Raw genomic sequence first — 17,747 nt, 5'->3', positions numbered from 1 at the left:
ATCAGGTAGATAGGTGTCGGCTGTCAGGCCGCCATCGCAGGCAAGCCAGCTCCCCCACTGGCCACGTAGTGCCTACAGGAGTGATTAGTTCACCCTTCAGGCACCTATGCCCTGGATACGAAACCCCCAGCGCGGGAAATGCACATGCACCGTACCACCACGCTCATCCGTGCGACGCAGGATCAGCTCTTCACGCCCAGCGAACAGCAACTCGCCAGCCACCGGATCAACGCCATAGTCGATAGCCGCAATGGTCACCTCCTGACCCACCTTAAAGCCGTTCAAATCCTCGAACACCTCATCCGGCAAAGGTGCCGGTGTAGCATTGCGGGCGATATCCAAAGCCTGCTCCGCGGTCATCTGACTGGCAGTTCCATGACCAAAACCCAGCACGCGCCCCAGCCAGGCCAGCACGGCCGGGTAAGCATCCACCAGCGGCGCGGTGACCGGCGTGGCCTTGAGGAACCAAAGCGAGTGGGCCAAGGCAAAGTCGGCAATCGACGGCGCGCCGAACAGAAAGTCGCCGGACTCGCGCTGCAACTGTTGCTCCAACCGCGCCATGATCGCCGGCCATTGGTGCTTGGCCAGTTCAGCCGGGAGCTTGCTCGCCGTGCCGCCACTGAACAGCGCGGCGCGGTCAGCGATAAAGGCCTTGATGGCCTCGGGCGGTAACTTACCAAAGCGCACCGCCACCGATTCGGGCTGGAATACCAGGCTGACGGCATGGGCGAACACCACGCTGTCGGCCCAGGTGGCGAAGGTCTGGGTGATCATTTCCTGGCCCAGCGGAAACAGGGCCGGCGAGGACTTTTCCTGCTCCAGGCGGCGAGCGATCAGGGCGGTGTCGCAATAGATATCCGCTCCCACCTGCAGCACCGGAGTTTTGCGGTAGCCGCCGGTCAAGGCCGTCAAGTCGGGCTTGGGCATCACCGGCGAGATGTGTACGGAATGCCAGGACAGGCCTTTAAAGCCCAGCAACAGCCGCGCTTTTTCCGCAAAGGGTGAGGTCGGGTAATGGTGCAGGATGAGCTCAGACATACGGATTTCCGCTTGGCGAATGAGCACGCAGATTACCGCGCAAACGGTCCTGAATGCGTGATGGGAACCTATCAGTCAGAGTGATGAGCCATTTGCGGCCAGGCATTCCTTGGCGCTCTTCTTCAACTTTTTGATCAGGCGCTCCTGGCGCAGCGCCTCACCCTTGCTCGCGCATTGCTCGGTGTACACCAGCGCCACTGCGGGGCTGGACAGAAAAAACCGCGCGCCCTTGCCGCTTTGGTGCGAAGCGAACCGGCGCACCGGGTCGTTGCTGATGCCGCAATACAGCGCGCCATTGGCGGCGCGCACCAGGTAGACATACCAAGGCTTGGGTTCAGGCGTACTCACGGACAGGTTCGGCAAGGCAAAAGGGGCGCGCAGTTTATCAACGACTGGCCTGGAATGCCTTCAGGCCTTTGTTCGCCTGGGCGCGTACGGCGTTGCGTACCAGCGGCGTCCAGCCCAACAGCAGGCCCTTGGTGCCCAACGCCTGGCGCGACCAGCGCCACAGGTCGAAGTGGTCGTGGTGCTCGCAGATCTTGCCGTCGCGCAACACAAAACGCGCCTGGATATCGTTGACCACCGTATTGCCGGTTGCGCTGAACAGGTAGGTGGCCACCCAATGCGCACTGCCGGTGCGCTCGTCGCTGCGCACCTGGTCGAAGGTCAACGAAAAGTCCTTGGCACGGGTGGTGAGCATGCGCCACATGTCCCCTGCGTCACGGCCTCGCAGTTCACCAAAGGCCGGGTCGCTGAACACCACGTCATCGCTGTAGCAGGCGACCATGGCCTCGGCATCCAGACGCTGGAAGGCGCTGTAGAACTGGCTGATCAGGGCATTATGGGCATCACTCATGGGCAGGCTCCGCAGGCGTCAAAAGAGTAGGCGCACGATAAGCCGCCCAGGCCGTCATGGCTACTGTCATTCGCCACGCAAATAAGCGCGCTACGGCGCTATCCCGGTACTGCGGGCATAAGCGAACAAGTCAACGTCGGTGGAAATACTCAGGCGCTGCATCGCCGTGCTTTTTTGCTTGCTGATGGTGGAGATGCTGCGGTTGACCTGGGCTGCAATCTGGCTGACGGTCATGCCGCTGGCCAGCATGCGCACCACTTCGCGTTCCTTGCCGGACAACTGCGGCTCCTGGGATTGATCGCCAGTGCCGGCTTCCACCAGTTGCACCCGCAGGCATTCGCTGGCGAAGGTCTGGCCAGCACACACCGCCTTGATCGCCAAGGGCAACTCCTTGGCCGAAGCACTTTTGGCGACCACTGCCCTGGCGCCGTGGGCAAAGGCTGCGCGTAACGTGGCGACGTTGGCGAACATGGTGACCAGTACCACCGGCAACTGCGGATACTGGCGCTGCAACAGGCCCAACAAGCAGTAGCCATCGGCCTGCTGGCCGCCTGGCATGGCGAAGTCCGTGACCAGTACGTCGCACGGCGTGCGACTGAGCACGTCGAGTAACTGATCGGGACCGTCGGCCTCACCGACCACTTTGCACTTGCCATTCGCCTCGATCACAACTTTCTGTCCGACCCGGACAATAGGGTGATCGTCAGCAATAATTACTCGAAGCATAGGCACCCACGAATGATGGCAACTTGAATCCGCGCAAAATACCTCTGCCTGCGATCATCAACAACTGCTAACAAAGAGGCGCTTGCGGCCGAACCCAATGTTCAGTAGTGGCTGTTTTTTGGACTACAACACAATAGGAAAATACCTACAGCCAAACTTAGACCAACGACCAGGTATAACGCTCTGCAACAGCATTCTTCACAACTCAGACAGATACTCCAGATAAGCGCACAGCCGTGCTTCAAACACTTCCAGTTGCGCCTTATGCGTAGCGACACCCTCGGCCTGGACCTGCTCGATCAAGCTCACGGCACTGGATTCCAACCCCGTGCCGCCCAGAAATACCAGGCTGCCCACCAGCCGATGCAGACGCTCGGCGGTCAATGGCGCGTTCAACGTCACACGGGCATGACGTAACACCCGCTGGTCTTCCCAGGCCTCCATCAACAGGGTTTCCAGCATTTGGTCGACGACCAGGTCGCTGCCAAACGTGGTCACAAGCGTGGCTCGGGTGGGCCAGTTCGCCACCGCAGCAGCAGCGTATGGCTCGACAGAACGGCCTTCCCCGCCCGGTAACCAGCGCACCAGCACGGCGTGCAGTTGTTCAAGGGTCAGGGGTTTGAGCAGCCAGGCATCCATGCCGGCCTTGCAGCAACGTTGGGGGCTGTCGTTTTGCAGGTTGGCGGTCAAGGCAATGATGGGCACCCGCTTCAACCCGTGCTCGCGCTCATGCTGGCGAATCGCACGGGCCATGCTGTAACCGTCCATGAAGGGCATCCGGCAATCACTGATCACCAGGTCGAAGGGCCGGTTGGTAAAGGCGTCCAATCCCATAAAGCCATCGGTGGCCAACGCGTGTCCGAGCCCCAGTTTTTGCAACAACCAACCCAGCAACAGGCGATAGGCTGAATGATCCTCCACGACCAGAACATTCAAGTACTGCCAATGAGGCGGGGGAGAAAAAGGCGGTTTGACTGTCCGGCTCGCTCCTGCGGTTGAACCTCCTGGCGAACCCATCAGTACCTCTTCGTGGTGATTAATTCGGCAGCCATCCAGGGCACTGATACAGCAATGCCAGGCGCACCCTTTTGATTGTTATCGGCTTTCAACCTATAACCTTTTGAATGGCCTTACGCCGATACAACAACTACGAAAAACGCCGCGAAAATCTACCGTCCCGCACCGCGTTTACAGCCCAACCCGCCAATGTCGTATTAGTTGTATTTCCCCCTCAAAGCCCCCTCGCTAAATTGTGCCCACCCCAAAAGAGGGACGGTTTGCCACTTCCCGGCAACGCAAAAAAACAGTGAGAACGCCACCACGCCAACCACTCGCCCACACAGGGCCGAGCGCTGACCTGTACGCGTCTCTATCTGCCAGACTGCAATGGAACAATTGGAAATGAAAACCCCTGTATCCCTGTTGAGCAGTGCCCTGCTGCTCACCATGACATCCTCGGTGTTTGCCGCCAGCAGCGTCGACCTGAGTGTCAAAGGGTTGATCACGCCCAGCGCTTGTACACCAAGCCTGCCAGGTGATATCGACTTCGGAAAAATCGCGGCAAAAGACCTGAATATCGACACCGGTACCTTGCTTGAACGCAAGACCGTGCCACTGAGCGTGAACTGCGATGCAGCAACGCTGTTTGCCATCCAGCCCATCGACAATCGAGCCGGCTCTGCGGTTAACAGGTTTTACTTTGGCCTGGGCATGACCAACGAAAACCAGAAGCTGGGGCGGTATCTGCTGGCGTTCACCAACCCGGTGGCCGAAACCCCCTCCACCCTGTTGGCCATGTACAACGCTGACGGGTTCTGGGTGACGCTGCTGTCTGACGAAGTCATTGGCCCCCACGTACTGGTGGCGCTGGGTAGTCGGGGCGACAGCGGTTGGGCGCCTCACCCTATCAAGGACGCGGTCATGGATGTCACGCTCGAAGCGACGATTAATCCCGCAAAAGACCTGACATTGACCGACGAAGTCGCGATCGACGGTTCCGCGACCTTTGAAGTCAAGTACCTGTAAATGGACGCCTCCCACATGAAAACCTGCATGCCCCTGCTGGGCGGTGCCCTGCTGCTCGCCCTGTCCAACGCCGTGTGCGCCGCCAGCAGCGTAGACCTGACCGTCAAGGGCCTGATCACGCCCAGCGCCTGTGCGCCCAGCCTTTCCAGCGGCGGCCTCGTCGACCACGGCAAAGTCGCAGCCAAGGATTTGAAGCCCGACCACTGGACAATGCTGGACAACCACACCCTGCAACTGGCGATTACCTGTGATGCGCCAACCCTGTTGGCTCTAAAGGGCATCGATAATATCGGTAACGCGTTTGACTCACGAAACAGCTATGGCTTGGGTTTGGTTGGCGACAAGAAATTGGGCGAATACCTACTGGCGCTAAGTAATGCTATGGCTGACGGCGCGGTGATCTCCACAATTGAATCTGTCGATAACGGTCTCACCTGGCATGAAAGTTACCCAGGTGACGCCTGGCCGATTACCTCCCACGCTTCGTTTGGCGATCGCTCCTCCGGCAGTTGGGCACCCTCCCCGGTCCAGCAGGTCACGGCAGACCTGATGGTGCAAACCGTGATCGCTCCCACTGCCGGCATGGACCTGAGCACAGAAGTGCCGATCAACGGCTCCGCCACCCTTGAAGTGAAATACCTGTAATCGCCAACCCACCCACAGGACGTGACCCATGGTTAGCCCCCTCACTACCCTCACCGCGACATTGTTGCTGATCGGCGCCGGCCCGGTATGGGCCGCCAGTAGCCAGGACTTGACGGTCAAAGGGGTCATCACCCCCAGCGCCTGCGCGCCCGTGGTCTCCGGCGGCGGCACCGTCGACTTCGGCAAGGTGTCGGTCAAAGACCTCAATGCCGACACCTACACCGACCTGCCCAGGGAAACCCTGCTGCTGAGTGTGCGTTGCGAAGGGCCGACCATTTTCACCCTGAACACCATCGACAACCGTGCGGGCACTGCCGCCAGCCACTTCAGCTGGCACGGCCTGGGGATGACGCCCAGTGATGAAAAAGTCGGCGATGCCGGGCTTGGCCTGTATAGCCCGGTGGCCGATGGCATCCCGGTACGCACCATCACCTCCCGGGATGGCGGCGTGACCTGGATCCCCTCGGTGATGCTCAGCCACACCTTGTTGACGGCCGTCGCCGACAGCGACGGCCTGGCGCCGATTGCGATCCAGGCGTTGGACGCCGAAATACGCCTGATTACCCACATCGCCCCCGCCAGCAACCTGACGCTGACCGACGAAGTGCCCATCGACGGCCACGCCACTGTGCAAGTCAATTACCTCTAAGGAGCCTCCCGATGAAAACCCGATTGACCACCCTGGCCGCCAGCGTGCTGCTGCTTCACTCGGCCAACACCTTCGCCGCCTCCAGCGTGGACCTGACTGTCAAAGGCCTGATCGTGCCCAGCGCCTGCACACCGAGCCTGTCCGGTGGGGGAGTGATCGACCATGGCAAGATCTCCGCCAAGGATCTGAAACCGGACAACCCGACAGTCATTGGCAACCATACCCTGATCCTAGCCGTCAATTGCGACGCGCCAATCAAGTTCGCCCTGCACTCGATCGATAACCGTGCCTCCTCAAGTATCGGTTCGAATTACGGCCTGGGCTTTATCAATGACACCCAGAAGCTCGGGGGATACAACCTCACGCTGGCCAATCCACTGGCAGAGGATGGTGTAGTGGTGCAACCCATTGCATCGTACGACCAAGGTAATACCTGGTTTAAAGAAAAGTTCTGGGATTCGGGCCTATACATGTCGGTCGCCGCAATGGATGACGACAGCCAGCCGTTACCTGTCAAAGACCTGCTGGTCGATCTGCAAGTACACACCTTCATCATGGGCACTGCCGGGATGGACCTCAGCAACGAAGTCACCATCGACGGCTCCGCCACCCTTGAAGTGAAGTACCTCTGACCCATGGCCGCCCCGTCCTTGAATAGTGGCAGGCATGGGCGGCGTCTGGCGTTGCCCATGCTGATGGCATGGGGGCGAAATGTGGTCATGGTGCTTGGCCTGGCCGCGATGACCGATGCCCAAGCAGCGTCGGCTGTCGACCTTACGGTTACCGGCCGGGTCACCCCGGACGCCTGCCATATCGAGCTGACCAATGACGGCACCGTCGATCACGGCAAGATTCCTGCCCACAGCCTCAACGCCGACGAGTTCACCGTGCTGCCCATCCAGACGCTCGACCTGCGTGTGCAGTGCGCCAGGCCCATGCTGTTTGCGTTGGTGGGCATTGACGAGCGCGCCGACTCCTCGTCGGCCCCAGATTATTTCTACGGGCTGGGCAGGAATATCCACGTCCCCGAAGAGCGCCTGGGTTCTGTGGCGCTGGCCTATCGCAACGCGGTGGGCGATGCGCAGTCCATGCAGGTAATGGCGTCCAGCGACAACGGTGAAACCTGGTCCCAGGAGCCCAATGCCTACCCCCGCACCTACATGGCCTTTGCGCCAGTCGGCGACCGTCAACCGGACTTCATCGGCCAACTGACCGTCCAGGTTCAGGTGAGCACCGCCATCAACTTTTCCCAGTACCTGACCCTGGACCAGGAAGTCCCGCTCGACGGCGCCATCGTCTTGGACCTGCGCTACCTCTGACCGCCCCTCTTTATTGGCTAATGGAAACCCGTCATGACGACGACATTCTCAAACACCGCTGTCGGCCTGATTGCCTTGCTCTTGATGCTCGGCGACCAGGTTAAAGCCGACGGCATGGTCCCGGACACCTCCGTGGTGATCGTGCACGAGGCCGAAGGCGAAGCGGCCGTGTCGGTGACCAACACCGACAGCCAACTCGCCCTATTGCATGTGACCTTGCAGGACATTCCGGAAGACACCGAACCGCTGCTGGTGGTGACACCGCCGCTGTCACGCGTCGAAGCGTCCAAATCCCAGCTGGTGCGTTTCATTCTGCAAAACCAGCAACCGTTACTGACCCAGCGGCTTAAACGCGCGGTGTTCGAAGGCATGCCCCAAGGCCGCGCCGCCACAGCCGCCGGGCATGCCCGCGTGGGCGTGACCGTGCGCCAGAACCTGCCGGTGATCGTGCACCCCAAGGGCCTGGCGCCCAACCGTACGCCCTGGACCGACTTGACCTGGACACTGCGCGACGGCCAGTTGCAGGTGCGCAACGACACGCCCTATGTGGTGCGTCTCGCGCAGGAGTTGTTACTGCTGCCAGGCGACGGCAAGGCCCTGCTGCCGCGTACGTATGTGCTGCCCGGCGAAGCCTTGAGCGTGCCGGCCAGCAGCAGCCAGGCCAAGACAGTCAGGCTGCAGCCGGCCACGGTGTACGGGTTTGCGGTCAAGGCTTACGACGCACCAATCAGCTTCTGACGGAACACCCCAGGCGGCGTCCCCCCCCTGCGCCGCCTGAGTAACGAAGTGACGGCTTGTTGATCGTCACCAGAACGCCCGGCCCACAAGGGCTGCGCGTTCACTATTCGAGTACCTTGCGTGAAAACAGTATTGAGTTACCGTGACGGCGAAGCCGTGCCCGCTCCCTCTGCCAGCCCTGCCCTGGTGCTGGCGTTGCTGCTGTGTGCGCTCATACCGGCCAAGGTGTGCGCCGAAGATTCCAGCCCGTCCGGCTTCGATGCCCAGACCTTGCAACAACGTGGTATCGACCCACAGCTGGCCAGCCTGTTGCTCTCCGCACCGCGTTACGCGGCCGGGCAACACACCGTCAACCTGCGCGTCAACGGCCAGCGCCGTGGCCGGCTGGCGGTGAACTTCGATCAGCAAGGCAATCTGTGCTTTGACCGCGCCTTGGTGGACGCCGCCAATCTGATGCCGCCCGGTGAAATCGAGGGCTGCTATGATTTTCTTGCGCGCTACCCGCAAACCCTGGTGGAACCAGACCCGGCGACACTGACGGTGTCGCTGGTGGTGCCCACCGACGCCCTGCGCCCCGTGCAGCAGGATATCTCCGGCTACGAAACCGGCGGGTTTGCCGGCCTGCTCAACTACGACCTCAGCGGCTTCTACAACCGCTTCGGCGATGACGCCAGCCGGTTTGGCTCGGCCAATACCGAGGTGGGATTCAATGCCGGCGACTGGATCGTGCGCAGCCGCCAGGTGCAGACCTGGCAGGATGGCCTGTCACGCAGCACCCATTTGCAAGCCTATGCCCAACGCACCTTCGCCAGCCACCAGGCGGTGCTGCAAGCCGGGCAAATCAACCTGTACAACCCGGTGCTGTCCGGCGCGCAGATCACCGGCGTGCAGGTGCTCACCGAGCACGCCCTTCAAGAACAGGGCCAGGGCGCGCTGATCCAGGGCATCGCCAACAGCCCGGCCCAGGTAGAGGTTCGCCAGAACGGCGCGTTGATTCATTCCACCGTGGTGCCCGCCGGGCCCTTTACCCTCACCGATGTGCGTCGCTTGAACACGCGCTCGGACGTTGAAGTCACGGTCAAGGAGAGCGTCGGCGGTGAACGACGCTTCACCGTGCCAGCGGCCATGCTCGGGCTTGGGTTGCCAGCCCCGGGTTACTCCGTGGCGGCGGGCCGAGTGCGTAATGTGGGCGATGCCAAAGGCGAGGATCCGTGGGTAGTCAGTGGCGGCTGGACCGGCGCCCTGCACCCGCAATTGACCCTCGGCACGGGCGTGCTGGCGGCCAGTGAATACCGCTCGGTGGGCGCCAGCCTGGGCTGGCTGCCGTGGCTGGACAGCCAGATCCAGCTGTCCACGCAAGTGTCCAACAGCCAGGCGCAAGACAAAGTCTCCGGGGTACAGACCGATCTGTCGTGGTCCCAGCGCCTGGGTGAGCAGTGGTCGATCAGCGCCGCCAATTCCTGGCGCAGCATCGGCTATCGCGAGCTTGAAGAAAGCACTTACGCGCGCGACGACAACAACCGGGATTCGCGCTACCGCGACCAGCAAAGCCTCAACCTGGGCTGGTCCCATCCACGTCTGGGTGCGTTCAGCGCCGGGGTTTCGCGCTCGGCCAATTTTGCCGGCGACAGCAGCAGCCGGGCGCTGGCCTCCTGGGGCACGAGCATCGGTGCGGTGTCGTTGTCGGCCAGCGCCGAGTGGCAAATGGGCGGCGACCAGCAGCAGGACAACGCGGTGTACCTGAATATCAGCGTACCGCTGGGCGAGAGCCGTCGGCTGCGCAGCTGGGTGCGCAATTCCGGCGGCGAAAACCGCACCGGCCTGGGCATCACTGAACAGATCGACCACCAACTCAGCTACCGCGTCAGCGCCGAACACGACAGCAGCGACCATCAAGTGGAAACCACCCTGGGCATCTCCGCGCTGCCACGCTACAGCCAGCTAGACCTCAGCTACAGCCGCTCCGACGCCGAGCGTTCCAGCTATCAAGGCGGTGCGCGCGGCGGTGTGGTGCTGCATGGCGACGGTATGACCTTTTCCCCCTACCCGGTGCGCGACACCTTCGCGCTGGTGTCGGTCGGCGACATGAGCGGCATCAAGCTCAGCACGCCCAGCGGCCCGGTGTGGACCGACTGGCAAGGCCAGGCCGTGGTGCCGCAGGTCGCCGCCTACGGGCGCAGCCCGGTGGAAGTGCAAACGCGTTCATTGCCGCGCAACGCCGATATCAACAACGGCCTGGCCATGATTTCGGCCGGCCGTGGCGCCGTGGACCGCGTCGAGTTCGGCGTCGGCCTGACCCGCCGCCTGCTGCTCACCGTCAGCACCGACCAGGGCGCGCCGCTGCCGGCGGGTGCCTCGGTCAGCAGTGCCGACGGCGAGTTCATCACCCTGGTGCAGGAAGGCAGCCAGGTGTTTCTACCCAATGTGCTGGGCCAATCGACGCTGTGGATAACTACGCCCCAGGGCAGTCGTTGCCAATTGCGTTATTCGCTGCCGGAAAAAGCCGACCCCTCGGTGTACTTCGAAACCGCCCCCGCACGCTGTCACGCACCTTGAGGATTCCCGCCATGTCCCTTGCAAGCTGTTTGCGTCAACTGTGCCTGGGGCTGTTGGTCGGCGTCGCCGGCACAGCCCAGGCTTTTGAAGAATGCCAACTGAACGTCAGTGAACCCTTGCTGGATTTGGGCCTGATGAGCCGCCTGGCCCAGAACGACAGCGCACCGCAACGCCTGCTCGGCGAGCGTCGACTGAGTGTGACCGTCAGTTGCCCCCAGGCCGAAGACCTCAGCCTGTTCTACCGGGCGCAAGCTGCCAACCCACAGCGCTGGCAGTTTACCGAGCACGGCAGCTACGCCATTGAAGTCGGGAATGCGCTGCTCGACGGCCGCGCGGTGGAGCTGGGTGTGCTGCCCGCCGTGGGGCAGGCGCCCGTAGCCACCGGCAGCGTCATGCAATGGCGACCCGACCACGGCATCGCACCGGTGGAACGGGGCGTGGTGCTCAACGGAAAAACCCTGGCGCTGCAATTGACCCTGCGCGCCTGGGCCGACCCTGCCGCCACCCAAGTACGCGATGCGACCACCTGGGAAGTCGCCGGCATGCTGTATGGCCCGCGCCACGGGCGCTACCGGGAACTGACACTGCGCGCGCACTTCGCACCTATCGCCTGCCTGCCGAGCTTGTCCGACCAAGGCGTGGTGGACTACGGCACCCTGTACGCCAAAGACCTCAACGCCAGCACTGAAACACCGCTGCCCACCCGCACCTTGCGCCTGAACGTGACCTGCGACGCGCCCATCCGCTTCGCCCTGCGCATGAAGGACAACCGCGACGGTTCGGCCACGGGCGGCACCGATGAAACGGCCTACGGGCTGGACCTGGATGCCAGCCGCAACAAGATCGGGCGCTTTTATCTCACCATCGACCCGGCCGAATTCAGCGCCGATGCCTTCCCCACCTTGTACCGCACCGACTCCACCAGCAATGGCGTGGCATGGAGCAGTTCCACCGCGAGGCAAATCCCCATGGCGGCCAACAGCATCATGGGCTTTACCGACAAAACCGGCGTTACCACAGGGCCAGTCGCCCTGCAGACCCTGACCGGCACGATGCGTATCAAGACTTACCTGGCGCCGATGCAAACCCTGGACTTGCGTGACGTGGTGCACATCAACGGTTCCGGCACGCTCGAGATCGTCTACCCCTGAGCCCCCTGTAAGGAGTCCCTCCCATGAAAACCCGCATCCTTTCCAGCCTGTTGTCACTGGCCTGCGCGCCCTCGGTGCTGGCCGCCTCGACGGTAGACCTGAGCGTCCACGGCCTGATCGTCCCCGCCGCCTGCATGCCGCAGCTTTCCAGCGGCGGCCTGATCGACTACGGCAAGGTTGCCCAGCAAGACCTGAACCTGGAGACCGCCACGCGCCTGCCCTTGAAGACGCTGCATGTCGGCATCGCCTGCAATGGCCCCGTCCGCTACGCCCTTCGCATGCGCGACAACCGCGACGGCTCGGCCATGGTCAACAGCGAGATTTACTACGGGCTGGGGTTTGATAGCAGCGGCAACCGCCTGGGGGTTTACTCCATGACCTTCGACCCGCGGCAAACCCAGGCCAGCAACACCGCGCAGGTCTATGGCACCGAGTCCACCACCGGTGGCCTGGCTTGGCGCACCTCCAATCTCAACCCCATCGATATTGGCTCGCGAAGCTACCTGGGCTTTACCGACGTGGAAGGCAGCGTCAGCGGGCCCACGGCCATCGGTACCCTGGGGGGCAATGTCACGGTGCAGACCGTGATCAATGCCCGCCAGAACCTGGACCTGAGCGTGGAAACTGCGCTCGATGGCTCGGCCACGCTGGAAGTGGTGTATCTCTAGACCTTCTCGCTGGTGACCTGCACATAGCGCGCACGCCCGGCGCCCAGGCCGGCCACGATGGCACCCAGGCCGATCACGGCGAAGATCCAGCCAATGGCGGTCCAGCCGCCGGTCCAGTCATGCACCAGGCCGACCGCGAACGGGCCCATCGACGCCAGGGTGTAACCGATGCCCTGGGCCATGCTCGACAGGTTGGCCGCCACATGGGAATCGCGCGAGCGCAACACGATCAAGGTCAGTGCCAGGCTGAAGGTACCGCCCTGTCCCAGGCCGAGCAAAATCGCCCAACCCCACAGGCCCTCCAGCGGTGCATACAGGCAACCGAACAGCCCGCCGAGGGTCAGCAGCATCACCACCACAATCGCCAGGCGCTGGTCCTTGCCGCGCGTCGCCAGCCACGGTGCGGCCAGGGAGCTGAGCAGTTGCACGATGATCGAGCCCGACAGCGCCAACCCGGCTTCGGTCGCGCTCAGGCCACGGCCGATCAGGATCGACGGCAACCAGCCGAACACGATGTAGGCCAGGGACGATTGCAGGCCCATGTACAGGGTGACCTGCCAGGCCAGGGGATCGCGCAGCAAACCCTTCACACGATAGGCCACACGATGGGCGCCGTGCTTCTGCCCAATCTGGGGTAACCATACCAGGGCCGCCACCAGAGCCGGCAGGATCCAGAAGCCCAGGCCGATCTTCCAACTGTCGCCAAAGGCGTGGCTCAGCGGCACCGAGGCACCGGCCGCCATGGCGGCGCCCAAGCACAACGCCATGGTGTAGACACCGGTCATGGCCCCGGCCTGCCTGGCAAAATCACGCTTGACGATACCCGGCAGCAACACGCCGATGATGCCAATGCTCGCCCCGGCAACCAGGCTACCGAGGAACAGCCCCACCTCACCGAATGAGCTGCGCAGGATGATCCCGGCGGCCAGGGTCAGCAGGATACCGAGCACCACGCGCTCGGCGCCGAAACGCCGTGCCAGTATCGGCGCAGTGGGCGCGAACAGGCCCAGGCACAGCACCGGCAAGGTGGTCAGCAAACCGGCCTTGGCGGCGGACAGTCCCAAGCTGTTCGAAACCTCTGCCAGCAACGGCGACAGGCTCGACAAGGCCGGGCGAAGGTTCAAGGCCACCAACACCAGGCCCAGCAACAGCAGCCATGGCCGAACCACGCTCGGCGGCGCCTGCTGCACGCTGTCGTCGTCGGCTTCGGCATCGATCAACAGTTCTTCGAGTTCGGTCTTGCGTGGGGCTTCAGGGTTCATTGATCAACTGCCGGCAGAGGGATTTGGCGCGGTCCGGGTCTTGTTGTTCCACCGCATCGAGCAGCGCTCCATGCAGGTCGAACACCGCCTGGCGTCGCGGTGAGCGGTTCAGGGTCTGGCGCAGCTGCGCGCCGGCAATGGCCGAGAAGTAGTGGTACAGCTCGCTCAAGGCCGGGTTGTGCGCCGCGTCTACCAAGTGCTGGTGGAACACAAGATCGGCGCAGATATAGGCCTCCAGATCACCGTGATACCGCTCGGCGCTCAGAGCGAGCGCCTTGCGCAATGCCTCAAGGTCCGCTTCGGTACGACGCAATGCCGCCAGGCCGATGGCCTCCACTTCCAGAATCTGGCGCGTCTCCTGCGCCTGCTCCAACGTGCAATGAGACAGCGCCCGCATCGTGCCCAGCGGGTCGGTCATCGAGCGCAGGTAACTGCCATCGCCCTGGCGAATGTCGATCAAGCCCGAGAAGGCCAATACCCGCATGGCTTCACGCACGGTGTTCCGGCTGATCCCCAGCTCGGCGGACAACTCGGGCTCGGTGGGCAGGCGCTCGCCGATCGCCCATGCGCCCTGGGAGATGCGCAGGCGCAGTTGCTCCAGGGCCTGGTCAACCAGCGAGCGTTTGATCAGCGGGGCGATGTCTGTCATTGGATTTGCGCTTTCGTCCAATCATAGGATGAATTTTCCTACAGGCTATTCGGAGTTGCCTACAAAGGCAACGCACTAGGGTTCTTAGGCAGGAAAAGGAGCAGTATTTTCGATTGAAAATTACCCTCAGAGGGTAATTATTGGACGCAGGTGTCTTATGGAAAAGTAGAAAACCTTATGGCGGCCCAAGCCTCCTGAACCATGCCGTGTAGGAGCGAGCTTGCTCGCGAAAAACGTCAACGAGAACGCGTGTTTCCTGATTGAACGCGGCGCCTGTGAGTTTCTCGCGAGCAAGCTCGCTCCTACAAAAATCCTTGACTGAACGGCATTAGGCTACGAGGCCGGGTTTATTTTTTAACGCTCCATCAATGCAGTATCTGGCTCAAGAACAACCGAGTCCGCTCATTCTGCGGATTATCAAAAAAGTCATTCGGCGCCGCCTGTTCCACGATTTCGCCCTTGTCCATGAAGATCACGCGGTTGGCCACGGTGCGGGCAAAGCCCATTTCGTGGGTCACGCACAACATGGTCATGCCGTCTTCGGCCAGGCCGATCATGGTGTCCAGTACCTCTTTCACCATTTCCGGGTCCAGCGCCGATGTCGGCTCATCGAACAACATGATTTTGGGCTTCATGCACAGCGCGCGGGCGATCGCCACGCGCTGTTGCTGACCACCTGAAAGCTGCCCCGGAAACTTGTGCGCCTGCTCCGGAATGCGCACGCGCTCCAGGTAATGCATGGCGATTTCCTCGGCCTTGCGCTTGGGCATCTTGCGCACCCACATCGGCGCCAGCGTGCAGTTTTGCAGGATGGTCAAATGCGGGAACAGGTTGAAGTGCTGGAACACCATGCCGACTTCACGGCGGATCGCTTCGATCTGCTTGAGGTCGTTGGTCAGCTCCACGCCATCGACCACGATGCGGCCTTGCTGGTGCTCTTCCAGGCGGTTGAGGCAGCGGATGGTGGTGGACTTGCCCGAACCCGACGGGCCGCACAGCACGATACGCTCGCCCTGCTTGACGTTGAGGTTGATGTCTTTCAACACGTGGAACTGGCCGTACCACTTGTTGACGCCCTGCATCTGGATAATGCCTTCAGGGCTCACAGGCTGTTTGATTGCTTCGCTCATCAAAAAACTCCTAACGCTTGTGGCCAGTGTCGAGCTTGCGTTCCAGATGCATGGAATAGCGCGACATACCAAAACAGAAAATCCAGAACACCAAAGCGGCGAACACGTAGCCTTCAGTGGCCATGCCCAACCATTTGGGGTCGGCGGCGGCTTGCTTGACGCTGTTGAGCAGGTCGAACAGGCCGATAATGATCACAAGGCTGGTGTCCTTGAACAGGGCGATAAAGGTGTTGACGATCCCAGGGATCACCAACTTCAAGGCCTGCGGCAAAATCACCAGGCCCATGCTGCGCCAGTAGCCCAGGCCCATCGCCGCAGCGGCTTCGTATTGCCCCTTGGGAATCGCCTGCAGACCACCGCGCACCACTTCGGCCACATAGGCCGATTGGAACAGGATCACCCCGATCAGCGCCCGCAGCAGCTTGTCGAAGTTCATGCCCTCGGGCAGGAACAGCGGCAGCATCACCGACGACATGAACAGCACAGTGATCAACGGCACGCCGCGCCAGAACTCGATGAAGGTCACGCAGACCACCCGAATGGCCGGCATGTTCGAACGCCGTCCCAGCGCCAGCACAATGCCCAGCGGCAAGGCACCGGCGATGCCCACGGTGGCGATCACCAGGGTCAGCATCAGGCCGCCCCATTGGCTGGTCGCCACATTACTCAGGCCGAACACGCCGCCGTGCAGCAAGCAGTAGGCGATGATCGGGTACAGCACCAGAAAGCCCAGGCCGTAAATCGCCTTGCGCGGGAAACGCGCGATGAACAACGGCGCCACGCCGACGATGGCCAGCCATACCGTCATGTCCACGCGCCAGCGCAGGTCGACGGGGTAGTAGCCATACATGAACTGCCCGAAGCGCTGTTGGATAAACACCCAGCAGGCGCCCTCCTTGGTGCAGTCGGCGCGGGTGGTGCCCACCCAGTTGGCATCGAGGATGGCCCAGTGCAGGATCGGCGGCACCACCAGGTACACCAGGTAGATCGCCAGCAAGGTCAGCAGTGTATTGAGCCAGCTCGAGAACAAGTTGGCGCGCATCCAGGCCACCGGCCCGAAGACTTTGCTCGGCGGTGGCATGTCAGGTTTGAACGTATGCGTAGTCATGGGTGTGTCCTCACCGCTCGATCAGCGCAATGCGCTTGTTGTACCAGTTCATCAGCAGGGAAATGCTGATGCTGATCGCCAGGTACACGCTCATGGTGATGGCAATGACTTCAATGGCCTGGCCGGTCTGGTTGAGCACCGTGCCGGCAAACAGCGAAACCATTTCCGGATAACCGATACCGGCGGCCAACGACGAGTTTTTCGCCAGGTTCAGGTATTGGCTGGTCAGCGGCGGAATGATCACGCGCAACGCTTGCGGGATGATGACCTTACGCAGCGTCGGCCCTGGGCGCAGGCCCAGTGAACGTGCCGCTTCGGTCTGGCCATGGCTGACGGACTTGATGCCCGAGCGCACGATCTCGGCAATGAACGCTGCCGTGTACACCGTCAGCGCCAAGGTCAACGCCAGCAGTTCCGGGATCAGCACCCAGCCGCCGACGAAGTTGAAGCCAGCAAGCCTGGGCATTTCCCAATGCAGCGGCGTGCCGAAGAGCAACACGCACAGCGTCGGGATCACCACCAGCAGCGCCAGGCCCGCCCAGAATTTATGGAAAGGAACCCCGGTCGCTTCAAAGCGCTTGTTGGCCCAGCGGGTCATCAGCACGATGGCAACGGTGGCGACCGCCAGGCTGGCCACAAACGGCCAGAACCCGTCGGACGCCAGCGCTGCCGGCATGTTCAGGCCACGGCTGCTGACAAAGAAGGTGTCACCGAAGTTATGGCTGTTGCGCGGCCCTGGCATGGTCAGGAACACCGCGAAGTACCAGAACAGGATTTGCAGCAGCGGCGGAATGTTGCGAAACACCTCCACGTACACCGTCGCCAGCTTGTTGATCATCCAGTTGGGCGACAAGCGCGCCACGCCGATGATGAAGCCGAGCAGCGTTGCCAGCACCACACCGATGACGGTCACCAGCAAGGTGTTGAGCAGGCCGATGACAAACACCCGGGCATAGCTGTCCGATTCGGTGTAGTCGATCAAATGCTGCGCGATGCCAAAGCCGGCACTGCGCTCAAGAAAGTCGAAACCCGAGGTGATGCCCCGGTGTTGCAGGTTGGTCTGGGTGTTATGGAACAAGTACCAGCCCAGCGAGACCACCGCCACGATCGTGATGATCTGGAACAGCCACGCACGCACTTTGGGGTCGCTGAAGCTGAGCTTCTGCTTGGGTGCGCCGATTTGATTTTGCATGAAGTGCCCCGAAAATAATGGAACAGAACATCACC

At 61.9% G+C, this 17,747-nt stretch carries 19 protein-coding genes; 9 read left to right on the top strand and 10 right to left on the bottom strand.

The genetic code is table 11. The features are described from left to right. Positions 1-96 precede the first annotated feature (96 nt). The 5 genes from A7K61_RS15585 to A7K61_RS15565 form a co-directional block, all read right to left on the bottom strand. The gene (locus tag A7K61_RS15585; RefSeq protein WP_032893443.1) at positions 97-1,038 is read right to left on the bottom strand and encodes a glutathione S-transferase family protein; all 942 of its coding nucleotides are present in this window, start codon (positions 1,036-1,038) and stop codon (positions 97-99) included. Between the two features lie 75 nt (positions 1,039-1,113). After that, entirely contained in the window at positions 1,114-1,386 is a 273-nt protein-coding gene (locus A7K61_RS15580) for a GIY-YIG nuclease family protein (protein ID WP_032897605.1), read from the bottom strand. 37 nt (positions 1,387-1,423) lie between these two features. Then, entirely contained in the window at positions 1,424-1,894 is a 471-nt protein-coding gene (locus A7K61_RS15575) for a nuclear transport factor 2 family protein (protein ID WP_003188784.1), read from the bottom strand. A 90-nt stretch (positions 1,895-1,984) separates the two neighbouring features. Beyond that, a complete protein-coding gene (locus tag A7K61_RS15570) occupies positions 1,985-2,620 on the bottom strand; it encodes a response regulator transcription factor (protein WP_032893444.1) in 636 nt (211 codons plus the stop codon). Between the two features lie 198 nt (positions 2,621-2,818). Continuing rightward, positions 2,819-3,637 carry a response regulator gene (locus tag A7K61_RS15565; protein WP_044272002.1) on the bottom strand — a complete coding sequence of 273 codons (819 nt, stop codon included), beginning with the start codon at positions 3,635-3,637 and terminating at the stop codon, positions 2,819-2,821. A 384-nt stretch (positions 3,638-4,021) separates the two neighbouring features. Between A7K61_RS15565 and A7K61_RS15560 the strand changes: the two genes are divergently transcribed. The 9 genes from A7K61_RS15560 (at position 4,022) to A7K61_RS15520 (ending at position 12,371) form a co-directional block, all read left to right on the top strand. Then, complete coding sequence (locus A7K61_RS15560) at positions 4,022-4,645, top strand: DUF1120 domain-containing protein (RefSeq protein ID WP_032893448.1); 624 nt, start codon at positions 4,022-4,024, stop codon at positions 4,643-4,645. Between the two features lie 15 nt (positions 4,646-4,660). Next, the gene (locus A7K61_RS15555) at positions 4,661-5,290 is read left to right on the top strand and encodes a DUF1120 domain-containing protein (protein ID WP_069557885.1); all 630 of its coding nucleotides are present in this window, start codon (positions 4,661-4,663) and stop codon (positions 5,288-5,290) included. A gap of 28 nt (positions 5,291-5,318) precedes the next feature. Continuing rightward, positions 5,319-5,939, top strand: a complete 621-nt coding sequence (locus A7K61_RS15550) for a DUF1120 domain-containing protein (protein ID WP_044271998.1) — start codon at positions 5,319-5,321, stop codon at positions 5,937-5,939. Between the two features lie 11 nt (positions 5,940-5,950). Beyond that, positions 5,951-6,571, top strand: a complete 621-nt coding sequence (locus A7K61_RS15545; protein WP_047712648.1) for a DUF1120 domain-containing protein — start codon at positions 5,951-5,953, stop codon at positions 6,569-6,571. Positions 6,572-6,574: 3 nt separating this feature from the next. Then, entirely contained in the window at positions 6,575-7,258 is a 684-nt protein-coding gene (locus tag A7K61_RS15540; RefSeq protein ID WP_069557884.1) for a DUF1120 domain-containing protein, read from the top strand. Positions 7,259-7,291: 33 nt separating this feature from the next. After that, positions 7,292-7,996 (top strand): fimbria/pilus chaperone family protein, encoded by a 705-nt coding sequence (locus A7K61_RS15535; protein WP_044271993.1) that lies wholly within the window; start codon positions 7,292-7,294, stop codon positions 7,994-7,996. A gap of 120 nt (positions 7,997-8,116) precedes the next feature. Continuing rightward, positions 8,117-10,552, top strand: a complete 2,436-nt coding sequence (locus A7K61_RS15530) for a fimbria/pilus outer membrane usher protein (protein ID WP_171905478.1) — start codon at positions 8,117-8,119, stop codon at positions 10,550-10,552. An 11-nt stretch (positions 10,553-10,563) separates the two neighbouring features. Then, a complete protein-coding gene (locus A7K61_RS15525; RefSeq protein WP_069557882.1) occupies positions 10,564-11,703 on the top strand; it encodes a DUF1120 domain-containing protein in 1,140 nt (379 codons plus the stop codon). Between the two features lie 23 nt (positions 11,704-11,726). After that, entirely contained in the window at positions 11,727-12,371 is a 645-nt protein-coding gene (locus tag A7K61_RS15520) for a DUF1120 domain-containing protein (RefSeq protein ID WP_069557881.1), read from the top strand. On the opposite strand, the gene A7K61_RS15515 is transcribed toward A7K61_RS15520, so the two are convergent. From A7K61_RS15515 to A7K61_RS15495, 5 genes are all read right to left on the bottom strand, one after another. Beyond that, on the bottom strand, positions 12,368-13,633 hold the full coding sequence (locus tag A7K61_RS15515; RefSeq protein WP_069557880.1) for a CynX/NimT family MFS transporter: 1,266 nt from the start codon (positions 13,631-13,633) through the stop codon (positions 12,368-12,370). The genes A7K61_RS15520 and A7K61_RS15515 overlap by 4 nt on opposite strands. Then, positions 13,623-14,282: a FadR/GntR family transcriptional regulator gene (locus tag A7K61_RS15510; protein ID WP_069557879.1), complete on the bottom strand. Its 660-nt coding sequence runs from the start codon at positions 14,280-14,282 to the stop codon at positions 13,623-13,625. Before A7K61_RS15510 ends, A7K61_RS15515 begins: the two co-directional genes overlap by 11 nt. Before the next feature lie 365 nt (positions 14,283-14,647). Continuing rightward, entirely contained in the window at positions 14,648-15,412 is a 765-nt protein-coding gene (locus tag A7K61_RS15505) for an amino acid ABC transporter ATP-binding protein (protein ID WP_003188759.1), read from the bottom strand. 10 nt (positions 15,413-15,422) lie between these two features. Beyond that, positions 15,423-16,520 carry an amino acid ABC transporter permease gene (locus A7K61_RS15500; protein WP_047712643.1) on the bottom strand — a complete coding sequence of 366 codons (1,098 nt, stop codon included), beginning with the start codon at positions 16,518-16,520 and terminating at the stop codon, positions 15,423-15,425. A 10-nt stretch (positions 16,521-16,530) separates the two neighbouring features. Further along, positions 16,531-17,712 (bottom strand): amino acid ABC transporter permease, encoded by a 1,182-nt coding sequence (locus A7K61_RS15495; RefSeq protein WP_047712642.1) that lies wholly within the window; start codon positions 17,710-17,712, stop codon positions 16,531-16,533. Positions 17,713-17,747 lie beyond the last annotated feature (35 nt).

The organism is Pseudomonas sp. AP42, assembly GCF_001728935.1.
GTDB lineage: Bacteria > Pseudomonadota > Gammaproteobacteria > Pseudomonadales > Pseudomonadaceae > Aquipseudomonas > Aquipseudomonas lactis.
The sequence above is the reverse complement of the archived record's forward strand: the minus strand, read 5'-3'. Positions and strand labels throughout refer to the sequence as shown.

What these genes read in the sequence shown, in the direction of transcription:
- A7K61_RS15585 (WP_032893443.1), bottom strand. Translation starts at nt 1,038, where the DNA reads ATGTCTGAGCTCATCCTGCACCATTACCCGACCTCACCCTTTGCGGAA.
- A7K61_RS15575 (WP_003188784.1), bottom strand. Translation starts at nt 1,894, where the DNA reads ATGAGTGATGCCCATAATGCCCTGATCAGCCAGTTCTACAGCGCCTTC.
- A7K61_RS15570 (WP_032893444.1), bottom strand. Translation starts at nt 2,620, where the DNA reads ATGCTTCGAGTAATTATTGCTGACGATCACCCTATTGTCCGGGTCGGA.
- A7K61_RS15565 (WP_044272002.1), bottom strand. Translation starts at nt 3,637, where the DNA reads ATGGGTTCGCCAGGAGGTTCAACCGCAGGAGCGAGCCGGACAGTCAAA.
- A7K61_RS15560 (WP_032893448.1), top strand. Translation starts at nt 4,022, where the DNA reads ATGAAAACCCCTGTATCCCTGTTGAGCAGTGCCCTGCTGCTCACCATG.
- A7K61_RS15555 (WP_069557885.1), top strand. Translation starts at nt 4,661, where the DNA reads ATGAAAACCTGCATGCCCCTGCTGGGCGGTGCCCTGCTGCTCGCCCTG.
- A7K61_RS15550 (WP_044271998.1), top strand. Translation starts at nt 5,319, where the DNA reads ATGGTTAGCCCCCTCACTACCCTCACCGCGACATTGTTGCTGATCGGC.
- A7K61_RS15545 (WP_047712648.1), top strand. Translation starts at nt 5,951, where the DNA reads ATGAAAACCCGATTGACCACCCTGGCCGCCAGCGTGCTGCTGCTTCAC.
- A7K61_RS15540 (WP_069557884.1), top strand. Translation starts at nt 6,575, where the DNA reads ATGGCCGCCCCGTCCTTGAATAGTGGCAGGCATGGGCGGCGTCTGGCG.
- A7K61_RS15535 (WP_044271993.1), top strand. Translation starts at nt 7,292, where the DNA reads ATGACGACGACATTCTCAAACACCGCTGTCGGCCTGATTGCCTTGCTC.
- A7K61_RS15525 (WP_069557882.1), top strand. Translation starts at nt 10,564, where the DNA reads ATGTCCCTTGCAAGCTGTTTGCGTCAACTGTGCCTGGGGCTGTTGGTC.
- A7K61_RS15520 (WP_069557881.1), top strand. Translation starts at nt 11,727, where the DNA reads ATGAAAACCCGCATCCTTTCCAGCCTGTTGTCACTGGCCTGCGCGCCC.
- A7K61_RS15515 (WP_069557880.1), bottom strand. Translation starts at nt 13,633, where the DNA reads ATGAACCCTGAAGCCCCACGCAAGACCGAACTCGAAGAACTGTTGATC.
- A7K61_RS15510 (WP_069557879.1), bottom strand. Translation starts at nt 14,282, where the DNA reads ATGACAGACATCGCCCCGCTGATCAAACGCTCGCTGGTTGACCAGGCC.
- A7K61_RS15505 (WP_003188759.1), bottom strand. Translation starts at nt 15,412, where the DNA reads ATGAGCGAAGCAATCAAACAGCCTGTGAGCCCTGAAGGCATTATCCAG.
- A7K61_RS15500 (WP_047712643.1), bottom strand. Translation starts at nt 16,520, where the DNA reads ATGACTACGCATACGTTCAAACCTGACATGCCACCGCCGAGCAAAGTC.
- A7K61_RS15495 (WP_047712642.1), bottom strand. Translation starts at nt 17,712, where the DNA reads ATGCAAAATCAAATCGGCGCACCCAAGCAGAAGCTCAGCTTCAGCGAC.